This is a genomic window from Streptomyces sp. NPDC046379, assembly GCF_055587785.1.
In genome coordinates, this window is record NZ_JBVJFP010000001.1 from 712,777 (window position 1) to 726,025 (window position 13,249).

The following is a 13,249-nucleotide window of genomic DNA, read 5'->3' on the forward strand; positions in this document are numbered from 1 at the left end:
GGAAAATCGACCTTCCGAGGGAAATCAGCGGCGGAACCCCTCCATCATCGCGCACCCTGTCCCAGGGCAACCCGGCGGGCGATCTCTGCGTCTCTCAGCACCGGAAGGCACTTCTCGGGGGCCCGACACATACACCGTAAAGTGGGATGACCGGCCACCGGGCGGGTCGGGGCCGCGCGTTGAGAAGGGGGAGGGCGATCGGATGCCGCACGCCGAGACACCGGGCATCGAGGCGGCGTCCTCGCGCCTCCGGCTGCGCTGGTGGACGGAGCTGCCGCTGATCCTTCTGGTGTACGCGTGCTATTCGGCGGGCCGGCTCCTCGCCCGGGGCGACGTCACCACCGCCGTCGACCACGGCCTGGCGATCCTGCGCATCGAGAAGGCCCTGCACCTCAACGCCGAGCACCCGCTCAACCGGCTGTTCACGCGCGAGGCGTGGCTCGGCGTGCCGGCCGACTTCTGGTACGCCTCGCTGCACTACGTGCTCACGCCGGCGCTGCTGATCTGGCTGTTCCGGCGCCGTGCCGCGCACTTCCGGGCGGCGCGCACCTGGCTGATGACGTCCACGTTCATCGGGCTGATCGGCTTCACCCTGGTGCCGACCTGCCCGCCGCGGCTGCTGTCGGCGGGGTACGGCTTCGTGGACACGATGGCCCAGTACAGCGGGTACGGCTGGTGGGCCGGCGAGGCGAGCGCGCCGCGCGGGCTCGGCGGCATGACGAACCAGTACGCGGCCATGCCGAGCCTGCACGTGGGCTGGGCGCTGTGGTGCGGAGTGATCCTGTGGCGGTTCGGCGGGACGCGCTGGGCGCGGATCGCGGCGGTCGTCTACCCGCTGGTGACCACGATCGTGGTGATGGGCACCGCGAACCACTACTTCCTCGACGCGGTCGCCGGCGCCGCCGTGATGGGCGCCGGGTACCTGGCGGCGCCCTGGGTGACGCGGGGGGCTGAGCGGGCGCGGACGTGGCTGACGACCCGTCGCGTCGTCGTCCGGGCGGCCCGGGCCGCCTCCCGGCAGGCCGCGGATGCCGGCGCCGCACCGGCCGCCGGGTCCGTCTCCGCACCGACCGGTGGGTCCGTCACCGTCCCGGCCAAGGAGTCCGTCACCGTCCCGGCCAAGGAGTCCGTCACCGTCCGGGCCAAGGAGTCCGTCACCGTCCGGGCCGGGGGTTCCGGTTCCGCGCAGGCCGGGGATTCGGTGTCGGCGCCGGTCGGGGATTCACTTTCCGCCGCGGACGGCACGGCCGTCTCGCTGGACTCCCTGACCGCGCGTGCCTCGGTTGTCAGTGGCGGATGCCAGACTTCGGCGGGTGAGCGAATACCACGGCAGCGCGAGTCACGGTTCGGACCGGGAGCCGAGCCGGGTGCCTCCTCCCCGGACAGGGGGGACGGCGCTCCGGCAGCGGCTCGCTGAGCTGCGCGGTCCCGACGTACCGGCCAAGGCACTCGACGCGCGCGCCCTCGCGGCCCTCGCCGCGAACCCGGGTTGTGCGCGGCGGGCGATCCTCGACGGCGCCGGGGTGGACAAGGCGGCGGTCGCGGGCGCGCTGGGCTCGCCGTCGGCCTTCGGGCAGTCGCAGTTCGCCCTCACGCGCGGCAACGCCTTCGAGGCCAAGGTCAAGGCGGACGGCGGCGCCGAACTGCTGCGGCTGGCGCACGAGAAGCTGGACCCGGGCGCCGAGCCGCCCGTGGGGGCGAGCGCCCCGGACCTGTCCGCGATCGGCCCCGAGGGACGGACCGCGCGGACCGCGCTGGCGCTGCGCGAGGCCGTCGAGGCGGGCGGCTGGACGCTGCTGGACCACCCGATGCTGGCGCTGGACGTCGCCGGTTCCCCGGCGTTCCTGGAGCCGGACGCGGTCGTGGTGCACCCGGACGGCCGCTGGACGGTCGTGGAGATCAAGTCGTTCCCGATGCTGGACGGCTCCGCGGACCCGGCGAAGGTGGGCGCGGCGGCCCGGCAGGCGGCCGTCTACGTACTCGCGCTGGAGGAGGTCGCCGCCCGGCTCGACACGGCCCCGCCGGTCGGCCACCGGGTGCTGCTGGTGTGCCCCAAGGACTTCTCCAACCTGCCCGCCGCCTCCGCCGTGGACGTGCGCAAGCAGCACGCGGTGACGCGCCGCCAGCTCGCCCGGCTGACCCGCATCGAGGACATCGCCGCCGCGCTCCCGGACGGCGTCTGCTTCGATCCGGGGCTGCCGGCCGAGCGGCTCGCCGAGGCCGTCGAGTCGGTTCCGGCGACGTACGCGCCGGAGTGCCTGTCCGCCTGTGAGCTGGCCTTCCACTGCCGGGAGCGGTCCCGCGCGGCGGACGCGGTGACCTCGCTCGGCCGCGCGGCCCGCGCCGAACTGGGCGGGCTGACGACCGTCGGCGACGTCCTGGCGGCGGCCCGCGGCGAGGCCGGCGACCCGGACGACCCGGCCGTGGCGGCGCTGCGGCGGGCCGCGCGGCTACGCGCGCAGGCCCTCGGCCGCCGGACCCACCCCGCCACGGACTCCCCGGAGGGCGCCCCGTGTCGCTGATCACCACCCTCGCCCGGCTGGAGGCCGTCGACACCGGTCGCGCCCAGCCCACCGCGACCGTCCGGCACCGGCATCTGTCCGAACGGCCGCTGGTGTTCGTGCCGCTGACCACCGCCGGTGAGGCCGGCGCCCCGCTGGGCGCGCTGGTGGGCGCCGACCGGGACGCCCCGCGCCTGCTGGTGGTGCCGCAGCCGCGCGACCGGGACCTGAGATTCGCGTTCCTCGCCGAGCTGGCCGATGTCGTCCTGCCGCACATCGACGCACACGCCGAGCAGGTGGAGACGGCCGAGCGCACCGAGACCGACCCGGAGACGGGCAAGCGGGTCAAGGTCGAGGTCGACCTGTGCGCGGACGCGGCCCAGCTGATCGTGCCGAGCCGCGCGGGCGTGGAGTTCGTACGGCTGCTGGGCCGCTCCATGCGGTTCCGGCGCACGGCGGAGCAGGACCCCGAGACGCCGTACCCGGCGCCGCCGAGGGTGCCGCTGCTCGGGCGCTGGCTGACCCACTACGGCGAGCGGGCCAGGGTGCCGGGCTCCTCGCTGCTGCTGGCGCTGACCGACGTGCTCGCGCGGCACTGGGCGACCGGCCAGTCCAGCCTGGAGGACCAGCACCTGGGCGCACTGCTGGCCTGGATCGACCCGCCGGACGGGCTCTCCGGGGCCGAGGCGGCGCTCCGTGCCGAGCTGGAGCGGGACGGGAAGGGCCAGCTGCTGTGCCCGCCCGCCGGCCCGGCCACCGACCCGGCCTTCGACAACAAGCTGCTCGCCCCCGCCATCGAGCGCTACGACCGTGCCCGCTCCGCGCTGGCCGCCGCCGAGGACGGCGCCGGCGCCGACGCGTGGCTCGGGGAGCTGACCGCCGCGGAGCGGGAGATCCGGGCCCTGGTGGAGAGTCGTACGCGCCCCACCTGGGACGCGGTGTGGCGAGGGATCGACCTGCTGCGGGCGCTGCCCGAGGGGGCGCACGTGGAGGAGCGGTGGACGCGCGACCGCTGGTCGTTCACCGGCCACCGCGACCGGGTGCTGGCGGGCGAGCCGCCGCAGCCGCGCCGCGACGACGCGGTGACGGCGGCGAACAAGCTCGCCGCGCGGGAGCGCGAGCAGGCCCGGCTGGAGGCGCAGGAGGCGCTGGACGACCCGCTGGTGATGGCCGGGCGGCGGCTGGCCGGGGAGGCGTTCGCGGGGGATGTCGTGGACGTGGTCATGGCGTACAGCGAGGGCAAGCGGCCCAGTCCGCGCCCGCTGGTCGTGGTCCGCACGGACGACCGGCCGCATCTGGCCGAGCGGGCGAAGGCGTACCGCTCGCTCGGCGGCAAGCCCCAGACCGCCGAGTGCGTGAGCCGGGAGGACGACGGCGAGGGCACGGTGGTGGTGCTGCGCGTCCTCGACAAGATGGGCCGCGGCAAGGAGCCGGAGGCCGGTTCGGTGCCGCAGAAGGGCGACGCGGTGTGCTTCACGCTGTTCGAGCACGAGCAGCGGGGCGGCGCGAAGCTGCCCGACCCCGAGCAGACGCCGTGGACGCACGGCGGGCCGCCCGGCGAGCAGCCCACGCCCGAGCCGGCCGACGCCGCGACCGAGGAGGACGTCCTGTGACCACGGAGACCGCCTTCGAGCCCGGCGCCGCGGCGGCCCGGGCCACCGACGCGATCCTCCGCGACACGCTGCACGGCACGCACCGGGGCGTCGTCGTGGACTCCCCGCCCGGCGCGGGCAAGTCCACGCTCGTGGTGCGCGCCGCGCTGGAGCTGGCCGAGGCCGGGCGCCCGCTGATGGTCGTCGCGCAGACCAACGCGCAGGTGGACGACCTGGTGCTCAGGCTGGCCGAGAAGGAGCCCGGGCTGCCGGTGGGTCGGCTGCACAGCAGCGACGCCGACGCCTACGACAAGGCGCTGGACGACCTGCCGCACGTACGGAAGTCGGCGAAGGCGGGCGACCTGGCCGGGCTGCCGGTCGTGATCTCCACGGCGGCGAAGTGGGCGCACGTCAAGGCCGACGAGCCGTGGGCGCACGCGATCGTGGACGAGGCGTACCAGATGCGCTCGGACGCGCTGCTGGCGGTGGCCGGACTGTTCGAGCGGGCGCTGTTCGTGGGCGACCCGGGGCAGCTGGACCCGTTCGCGATCGTGGGCAGCGAGCAATGGGCGGGGCTGTCGTACGACCCGTCGGCGTCGGCGGTGACGACGCTGCTCGCGCACAACCCGGACCTGCCGCAGCACCGGCTGCCGGTGTCCTGGCGGCTGCCCGCGTCGGCCGCGCCGCTGGTGTCGGCGGCGTTCTACCCGTACACGCCGTTCCGCAGCGGCACGGACCACGGCGACCGGCGGCTCGCCTTCGCGACGCCCTCGGACGGTTCGGGGCCGGACCGGGTGATCGACGAGGCGGCACGGTCGGGCTGGGGCCTGCTGGAGCTGCCCGCGCGGCACACCCCGCGCACGGACCCGGAGGCGGTGCGGGCGGTGGCCGCGGTGGTGCGGCGGCTGCTGGACCGGGACGGCGCGGCCGTCTCTGAGCGCTCGCCCGAGCCGGCACCGCTGACGCCGGCCCGCATCGCCGTGGGCACGGCGCACCGGGACCAGGCGGCGGCGGTCCGCGCGGCACTCGCCGACCTGGGCGTGAGCGATGTGACGGTGGACACGGCGAACCGGCTGCAGGGGCGGGAGTACGACGTGACGGTCGTCCTGCATCCGCTGTCCGGCCGCCCCGACGCGACGGCGTTCCATCTGGAGACGGGCCGCCTGTGCGTGCTGGCCTCCCGCCACCGGCACGCGTGCATCGTGGTCTGCCGCGAGGGCGTCGGCGACCTCCTGGACGCCTACCCGTCCACGGAACCGGTCCAGCTGGGAACGCTCGTGAAGTTCCCGGACGGCTGGGAGGCCAACCACGCGGTCCTGGCCCACCTGGCGGAACACCGGGTCCCGTACCGTCCGTGACCCGACGGGACCGCTCGGCCCGCTCCCACCTCGGCGCCGGGCGGCACACGGGCCGGGCCGGGCGTACATCGGGCTCCGCACGATGAGCTGCGCGCGCGGAGCCGGAACACCGGGCCCCGCACCGCCCGTGCCCCCGGGCGAAACCGCTCGGTGCGGCTCCCCGCCTCGGCATGGCGGGGTCGCGCCCGCGCGGTCGGAACACCGGGTCCCTCACCGCCCGTGCCCCCGTGCTAAACCGATCGGTGCGGCTCCCCGCCTCGGCATGGCGGGGTCGCGCCCGCGCGGTCGGAACACCGGGTCCCTCACGGCCCGCGCCCCGTGCGGACCGCTCGGCCCGCTCTCACCTCGGCGCCGGGCGGCACACGGGCGGGCCGCCTCGGTGCGCCGGGCGGCACACGGGCGGGCCGCCTCGGTGCGCCGGGCGGCAACCCGGCCGGGTCGCCCGCGCGGGGTCCGCGCGGACCGGGCTCTGCCCGGTGGGTGCTATGCCGGGCGCCGGACAACGGCGAACCCGCCCACGCCGACGACGGCAGGCCCACCCCCGCGCGATGCGGACGACCTCCGCTGCCCACCGCCCCCGCCTGTAGGGACGCGCCTCGACCATCCGCCACCCTGCCGGTGCGGACGACCTCCCCTGCCCGCCACCCCCGCCGACGCCCGCGCACCCCACCCGCACGCCCCCGACCAGCACCGACGCCCCATCTCCCCCCAACCTCCACCAGCCCTCGATCTCGGGCGGACGCCCCCTTGCGCGGGCGCGAGACAATTGACGGTGGTCCGCCCTTGGGGGCGCCCCCCGAACCGTACGAGGAGGACAAGACATGGCGGAGCCCACGCCGCGTCGGAACGAACCGCGGCTACGCCCCGCGCCCCTGCTCTTCGAGCCCGCGGAAGCGGCCGCCGATCCGGAGCACTTCTTCGACCTGGAGTCGATCGACGACCCGCGCGCGCTGCTGGCCAGGGCCACGGAGCTGACGCTCGCCTTCCGGGCGGCGGCGGACCGGGCGGTGGAGTTCCAGGCGATGGCGGCGGCGCAGCTCGCCGACCCCCGGCGGTTCGACCGGCTGACGGCCGCGGACATCGCCGAGCAGGCGGAGTGGACCGAGGACTACGCCAGGAAGATGGTCGAGTTCGGGCGGGACCTGATGCGCGGTGCGGAAGGGCGGGGTCCGGACCCGGTGTGACCGGCGCCCGTCGGCCGACACCCGCGACCCGCACCGTCGGCCGAGAGCCGGAGTCCGTCGGCCGGCCGCCGCCAACCGGCGACCGGGCCACCGGGCCACCGACGACCCGAGCCCGGCAACCCGCAACCCGCAACCCGCAACCCGCAACCCGCAACCCGCCGGGCATATGCCCGTGGCGCGCGAAAGATACTCCCTTCGTGGCTTCCCTGCCCCCATTTCCCGCAACTCAGAGAAACGGACCGCTCACGACCGGTAGATGTTGTTGCCATGAGCAGCAGCACGATCACCCCGGACGGCGCCGCATGGCTCGCCTCGGCAGGAACGTATCCGCGTAGCACGCTGGCGCTCTGGGCCGAGCGGCCCGACGCACCGGTCGTCCTGCCCTGCGGCTCCGCCTTCGACATCGTCAGCGCGCCCGCGGTCTTCGGCCGCCGGATGCTGGACCGGCTGTGGGAGGAGGGCCCGGGTTCGGGGCCGGTCGCGGCGTACCGCGGGCGGATCCTCCTGTTCGCCGCCCCCGGCACCGCCCAGCGGCTGCCGTCCCTGCTGGAGTGGGAGGAGTGGGGCAGCTCCGGCGGCAGCCGCGCCGAGGACATCCCGCCGCTCCTGTGCCACGGCAACGGCGACGCGGTGACCGTCCCCGCCCCGACCGCCGAGCCGGCCCCCGACCCCGCCGACCCCGACACGCCTCCCGGCTCGGGATCGCGCTGGCTGGTCGCCCCGGACACCAGGCAGCCCTGGCTCCCCGGGCCGGAGATCCTGGTCTGGGCGGCCGTGCGGGCGGCCCGCGCCGCGGTGCGCATAACGATTTTTCCTCCCGCCGAGCAGGGTGCTAAGGTCTACGACGTCAGCAGGCGCCGCTAGCTCAGTTGGTTAGAGCAGCTGACTCTTAATCAGCGGGTCCGGGGTTCGAGTCCCTGGCGGCGCACATGATGCGGATGGCGGGCGATCGTGGATCGCCCGCCATCGTCGTATGCGCACGCAGACGCGCCGACGCCCCCGCCTCAGCTCACGCCGGCGCCCCCGCCCGGCTCACGCGGGCGAGATCCGCACCGTCCACGCCCCCGTCGCCGTACGTCCCTCCACCTCCACGCGCACGTCCTCGCCCGGCACCGCGAAGCTCTCCCCCACGCCCACCGGCGCGTCGGCCAGCGGCGGGTAGACCGAGTTCTCCCAGCAGGCCTCGGTGCGCGGATGGGCGTCGATCACCTGGACCGGCCCGCCGCCGGACTCCTCCCCGCTGTGCACCCGGTACACGAGGACGCCCTGCCGGCAGGCGGTGCGGTCGTTGCCGACCGCACCGCGCGCCTCGAAGGCGAGCACGGTGTCGGGCCCGGTCCGCACCACCGCGAGCTTGATCCCGCGTCCGGGCCGGACCCCGGCCGCCCCACCCCCCGCCCCCGTCGGGCCGGCCCCCGCACCCGTCGAACCGGCCCAGGCCCCCGCCGCGCCACCCGTCGCGCCCGCCGCACCGGCAACCGGCACCGCCCCCGGCCCCGCCCCCAGCGACTCCAGCGTCAGCCGCACCGGCTCGTCCCCCCGTACGCACACCACCTGCCGCGGCTCCAGCCAGCCCAGCTTCCACTTGTGCCAGGCGAACAGATCCGGGGCCATCCCGAACTGGCTGCCCATCAGGTCCCAGTCGCCGACGTAGGTGTCCCAGTCGCCCCTGCCGTCCGACGGGCGGTGGTAGAGGTCGGGCAGGTCGAACACGTGCCCGGTCTCATGGGCGAGGACCAGCCGGTCCGGCGGATGCTGCTCGAACACCGTGACGACCCGGCGGATGTCCGTGCCGTCCGCGCGCAGCGGGCGCTCCAGGTTGACGACCTTGGTCGCGTCGGAGTCCACGCCGGGCGCGTCCGGGTCGGCGACGAAGTAGACGACGTCGTAGCGGGAGAAGTCGACCCGGTCGTCGACGGCGGCCAGCGCGTCGCGGAGATAGGCGGCGCGGTGCCGCGGGGTCCAGTCCCGCTGTATGGCGTAGTCGGCGGACGGCCGCGGCATGCGGATCCACTGCGGCAGCGGGTGCGCGCGCAGGCGGAACTTGCCGTAGGAGGCACGCGCGAAGTACTGGCTGGTCACCGGGAAGTGGTCGGCGGCCAGCTCGGCCGGGGTGGTCGCCGGGCGCGCGTCGGGGAAGGACAGGAACACCATCACCGCGTCGAGGGTGCGGTCCGGCCGCGGATAGGCGGCGTTCCAGGTGTCCAGGCCCTCCGAGTGGTGTGCGTCGGTGCGGGCGAGGGCGCAGGGCGGGGCCGCGAGGGGCTCGGCGATCGAGGGGCCGGTGACCTGGGAGGTGGCGGCGAGGGCGGAGAGGGTGGTGAACACGGCCGCGGCGCCGCGCAGTCGGGGGCGCGGGAGCGGACGCGGCAGACGCGGCACGGGAGACCTCCGGGTGCGGTTCGCGGGACACCGCACCCAGCCTGTGTGACTAAATTCCTGTATGCCCTGTTTGTCTGCACCGGACGAGTGAGGGCCGTTCGGGCGACACGCGGTCTACGCGCTGGGATTGTTCACGGTCCGTCACAACTGGTCGGTAGAGGAGGGAACCGGGTCCGGAGTGGGCAGAAACGATCTGTCGGGACAGCGCGTGGATTCGAAAGGGTTCCGGGACACTGGACAGTGGCTGCAGGACTCCGGGGCCAACCTCTATGATCGGCACACTTTCCTGACCTTTCCTGCCCGGACAGAGATCGAGCAGAGATCGAGCAGATCGAGTGCACTGCGGGAGCGAGCGGTGAGCGGAACGTCCGAAGGGCCGGCGCCCGCGGCAGACCTCATCCGGCCGGCCGTCACAGACAGTGATCATGATGCGCCGGGTGGTACCGGCGGCCGTGCCGGAGAGCGGCTCGGCGCGTTCCGGGCCGCGTTCGGGTCGGCGCCGCTCGCGATGGCGGTGGTCGACCGGGACGGTCTGGTCGTCAGCGCCAACGACGCGTTCGGGGCGCTGCTCGGCGTCGTCCCCGGCGCCCTGGCCGGGCGCCCGGCCGCCGACCTGGTCGACCTGGCGTCGGACGCGCGCTCCCGGCACGCGTACCGCGAACTGCTGGGCGGCCGGGACGCGCGGCTGCGCTGCACCCGGCGGCTGAAGCGCGCGGCGGGGGCGAGCGTCTGGGTGCAGGTCACCGTCTCCCCGCTGCCCGGGGAGGCCGGGGGCGTGCTGATGGCCGCCGCCGACATCAGCGACCGACAGGAGCTCCAGGCGCGGCTGCGGCACTTGCAGATGCACGACCCGGTGACCCGGCTGCCCAACCGCGCCCTGTTCTTCGAGCGCCTGTCGGCCGCGCTGGACGTCGAGTCGTACGCGCGCGGCGGCACCGGCCGGGTCGGCCTGTGCTATCTGGACCTGGACGGCTTCAAGGCCATCAACGACACCCTCGGCCACCGCATCGGCGACCTGCTGCTGGCCGCCGTGGCCGAGCGGCTGACCGCGTGCGCGGACGAGGCCGGGTACGGCAGGGCGAGCGCGCCGCTGGTGGCGCGGCTCGGGGGCGACGAGTTCGCGCTGCTGGTGGAGGGCTCCACCGGCACCGAGCAGGTCGCCGACCTGGCCGAGGCGGTGCTGACGGCGCTTCAGGAGCCGTTCGACCTGGCGGGGCGGCGGCTGTCGCTGTCCGCGTCGATCGGGGTCGTGGAGCGGCAGGTGGCCGGGACCTCCGCCACCGGTCTGATGCAGGCCGCCGACACGACGCTGTACTGGGCGAAGGCTGACGGCAAGTCCCGCTGGACGCTGTTCGACCCGGAGCGCAACGCCCACCGCATGACCCGTCAGGCGCTCGCCTCCACGCTCCGCCCGGCCATCGAGCGGGGCGAGTTCACGCTGGAGTACCAGCCGCTGGTCGGCATGGCGGACGGTCGGCTGAGCGGAGTGGAGGCGCTGGTGCGCTGGAACCACCCGCAGTTCGGGACGCTGACGCCGAATCGGTTCATCGGACTGGCGGAGGAGGACGGGGCGATCGTGCCGCTGGGCCGCTGGGTGCTGGCCACCGCCTGTCGGCAGGCCCGCCGCTGGCAGCTGGAGCACCCGTGCGAGCCTCCGCTGTTCGTCAGCGTCAACGTCGCCGTGCGCCAGGTCTGGGACTCCGACCTGGTCGCCGACGTGGCCCGGATCCTCGACGAGACCGGCCTCGCGCCGCACCTGCTGCAGCTGGAACTGACCGAGTCGGCGGTGATGGGCTCGGCGGGCCGGCCCCTCCAGGCCCTGCAGGCGCTCAGCGACATGGGCGTGCGCATCGCCATCGACGACTTCGGCACCGGCTACTCCAACCTCGCCTATCTGAGCCGGCTGCCGGTGTCGGTGCTGAAGCTGGACGGGTCGTTCGTGCGGGGCTTCCAGTACGAGGAGGCCGGTGCGGGCGCGTCGCCGGCGGACGAGGTGATCGTGGAGGCGATGATCCAGCTCGCCCACCGGCTGGGGCTGACGGTGACCGCGGAGTGCGTGGAGACCTCGGCGCAGGCGGCCCGGCTGCGCAGGATCGGCTGCGACACCGGTCAGGGGTGGCTGTACTCCCGGCCGGTGCCCCCGGACCGCATCTCCGAGCTGCTGGGACGTCCGTCGGACCGGGCCGGGCAGGCCAATCAGGCGGTCGGGAACCCGTAGGCGTCGGCGATCAGCTCGTAGGAGCGCAGCCGCAGCTCGCCGGTGTGCGCGTTGGCGGTGATCATCAGTTCGTCGGCGCCGGTGCGCTTCTGCAGGTCGTCCAGGCCGGAGCGGACCTCGTCGGCGGTGCCGTGGATGACGTTCGCCGTCCAGGAGTCGGCGACCTCCTGCTCCAGCGGGCTGTACGGGTACGCCTCGGCCTCCTCCGGGGTGGGGATCAGGCCGGGGCGGCCGGAGCGCAGCCGGATCATGCTGAGCGCGCCGGCGCGCACCTGGCGGCGGGCCTCGCGCTCCTCGTCGGCGGCGAGCGCGGAGACGCCGATGAGGGCGTACGGCTCGTCCAGCACGGCGGACGGGCGGAAGGAGTCCCGGTACAGGTCGAGGGCCGGGATGGTGTTCTGCGCCGAGAAGTGGTGGGCGAAGGCGAACGGCAGGCCGAGCAGCCCGGCCAGGCGGGCGCTGAAGCCGGAGGAGCCGAGCAGCCAGATCGGCGGCCGGTGCGGGGACTGCACGCCGCCGGGCGAGGTCGCCTGCACGGGCCCCGGTACGGCGTGGATGCGGCGGTAGGGGTGGCCGTCGGGGAAGTCGTCGTCCAGGAAGCGGGTCAGCTCCGCCAGCTGCTCGGGGAAGTCGTCGGCGCCCTCGCCCAGCCGGTCGGTGCGGCGCAGGGCGGCGGCCGTGGCCCCGTCGGTGCCGGGGGCGCGGCCGAGGCCGAGGTCTATCCGGCCGGGGGCCAGCGCCTCCAGCGTGCCGAACTGCTCCGCGATGACCAGCGGGGCGTGGTTGGGCAGCATCACGCCGCCCGAGCCGAGCCGGATGCGCTCGGTGTGGGCGGCGAGGTGGGCGAGGATCACGGCCGGGGAGGAGGAGGCCACGCCCGGCATGGAGTGGTGCTCGGCAACCCAGTAGCGGTGGTAGCCGCGGGACTCGGCGAGCCGGGACAGGGCCGCGCTCGTGCGCAGCGCGTCGGTGGCGGTGCGGCCGGCGCCGACGGTGACCAGGTCGAGCACGGACAGCGGGACGGGGGCCGAGCCCCGTGTCCGGCCGCGGATCTCGTCGGGGTGCGTGGTGCCGTCCCGGTTCTCGTCTGCCGCCACCTGGGGTGCCTCCTGCGTCGTCGCCGTGCCGCGTGCGTGGGTTGTCGCGGTACGGTCCGTCTCCGTACGCACGGTGCCAACAGGAGGCGCCCCCCGCTTGTTCCCCGATCCCGCGTTCCCCGGTCCCGGCCTCACGCCTGCACGAGCGGCTCCCGGGTGAAGAGGGCGCCGAGGACGGGAGCGTTGACCCGGCGGTCCGCCAGGCGCAGTCCCTCCCACACGGTGACCTGGCTGGCGGTGAGGACCGGCTTGCCCGGCCCGCGCTCCAGGGTGGTGAGGTGGGCGGCGGTGCGCAGGGCGGCGTCGGGCAGCAGCAGCGCCTCGGCGTCCGGGTGGTCCGCCTCGCCGACCAGCCCCCGCAGCTCGGCCTCGCCCCAGCCGGCCCCGTCCGCCGCGGCCCCGCCGGCGCCGGCCCGCACGGAGACCACCTCGAGGCCGGCCGCCCGCAGGAACTGGCCGAACAGCGCCGTCACCTCCCGCGGGGCGGTGCTGCCGACCGCCACCCGGCGCACCCCCAGCTCGCGCGCCGCGTGCACGAAGCCGATCGCCGTCGAGGAGGCCGGCATCCCGGCCGCGACCGCGAGCGACCGCGCCTGTTCCAGGGCGCCGTCCCAGCCGTGCACGAAGCTGCCCTCGGTGCTCGCCCACACCACCGCCTCCGCCCCGGCGAGCCGCAGCTCCTCCACGCCCGCCGCCAGCCGCTGCGGGGCGCCCAGCTCGCGCAGCACGTCCTCCCTGGTAGCCCCCCGCAACCGCTCCTCGCCCTCCGTGCGGACGAGGTCGACCCGGATGTCACTGCCCAGGAGCTGCTCGATGCGCGGATAGTCGTCCTCGGCCGGATGCCCCGGGTAGAGAATTCCGAGTGCGGTCATGTCAGCCTCCTGCTGATCCCTGCGAGTGGTACCGGTCCTGCCGTT

Annotated in this window: 10 protein-coding genes and 1 tRNA gene; 8 read left to right on the top strand and 3 right to left on the bottom strand. The window is 75.3% G+C overall.

The annotated features are described in order from the left end of the window. Positions 1-202: 202 nt before the first annotated feature. From ACZ6KF_RS03160 to ACZ6KF_RS03190, 7 genes are all read left to right on the top strand, one after another. Complete coding sequence (locus ACZ6KF_RS03160) at positions 203-1,417, top strand: phosphatase PAP2 family protein (RefSeq protein WP_469237061.1); 1,215 nt, start codon at positions 203-205, stop codon at positions 1,415-1,417. Beyond that, positions 1,368-2,522 carry a hypothetical protein gene (locus tag ACZ6KF_RS03165; protein ID WP_356627305.1) on the top strand — a complete coding sequence of 385 codons (1,155 nt, stop codon included), beginning with the start codon at positions 1,368-1,370 and terminating at the stop codon, positions 2,520-2,522. The genes ACZ6KF_RS03160 and ACZ6KF_RS03165 overlap by 50 nt, the downstream gene beginning before the upstream one ends. Then, on the top strand, positions 2,513-4,114 hold the full coding sequence (locus ACZ6KF_RS03170) for a hypothetical protein (RefSeq protein WP_469237063.1): 1,602 nt from the start codon (positions 2,513-2,515) through the stop codon (positions 4,112-4,114). Before ACZ6KF_RS03165 ends, ACZ6KF_RS03170 begins: the two co-directional genes overlap by 10 nt. After that, positions 4,111-5,451 (top strand): AAA domain-containing protein, encoded by a 1,341-nt coding sequence (locus ACZ6KF_RS03175; RefSeq protein WP_356627303.1) that lies wholly within the window; start codon positions 4,111-4,113, stop codon positions 5,449-5,451. Before ACZ6KF_RS03170 ends, ACZ6KF_RS03175 begins: the two co-directional genes overlap by 4 nt. Positions 5,452-6,272: 821 nt before the next feature. Next, positions 6,273-6,635 carry a hypothetical protein gene (locus ACZ6KF_RS03180; RefSeq protein ID WP_356627302.1) on the top strand — a complete coding sequence of 121 codons (363 nt, stop codon included), beginning with the start codon at positions 6,273-6,275 and terminating at the stop codon, positions 6,633-6,635. 267 nt (positions 6,636-6,902) lie between these two features. Continuing rightward, a complete protein-coding gene (locus ACZ6KF_RS03185) occupies positions 6,903-7,499 on the top strand; it encodes a bifunctional DNA primase/polymerase (RefSeq protein WP_356627301.1) in 597 nt (198 codons plus the stop codon). Further along, positions 7,490-7,563, top strand: a tRNA-Lys gene (locus tag ACZ6KF_RS03190). Before ACZ6KF_RS03185 ends, ACZ6KF_RS03190 begins: the two co-directional genes overlap by 10 nt. Before the next feature lie 104 nt (positions 7,564-7,667). Here the strand turns inward: ACZ6KF_RS03190 and ACZ6KF_RS03195 are convergent. Continuing rightward, the gene (locus ACZ6KF_RS03195) at positions 7,668-9,008 is read right to left on the bottom strand and encodes a M6 family metalloprotease domain-containing protein (RefSeq protein WP_356627368.1); all 1,341 of its coding nucleotides are present in this window, start codon (positions 9,006-9,008) and stop codon (positions 7,668-7,670) included. 364 nt (positions 9,009-9,372) lie between these two features. Here ACZ6KF_RS03195 and ACZ6KF_RS03200 point away from each other — a divergent pair, with 364 nt between their 5' ends. Beyond that, a complete protein-coding gene (locus ACZ6KF_RS03200; protein WP_469237065.1) occupies positions 9,373-11,235 on the top strand; it encodes a putative bifunctional diguanylate cyclase/phosphodiesterase in 1,863 nt (620 codons plus the stop codon). Here ACZ6KF_RS03200 and ACZ6KF_RS03205 read toward each other — a convergent pair. Then, positions 11,214-12,332: an LLM class flavin-dependent oxidoreductase gene (locus ACZ6KF_RS03205; protein WP_469158436.1), complete on the bottom strand. Its 1,119-nt coding sequence runs from the start codon at positions 12,330-12,332 to the stop codon at positions 11,214-11,216. The genes ACZ6KF_RS03200 and ACZ6KF_RS03205 overlap by 22 nt on opposite strands. A gap of 131 nt (positions 12,333-12,463) precedes the next feature. Continuing rightward, the gene (locus tag ACZ6KF_RS03210) at positions 12,464-13,204 is read right to left on the bottom strand and encodes a maleate cis-trans isomerase family protein (RefSeq protein WP_356627298.1); all 741 of its coding nucleotides are present in this window, start codon (positions 13,202-13,204) and stop codon (positions 12,464-12,466) included. Positions 13,205-13,249: the final 45 nt, after the last annotated feature.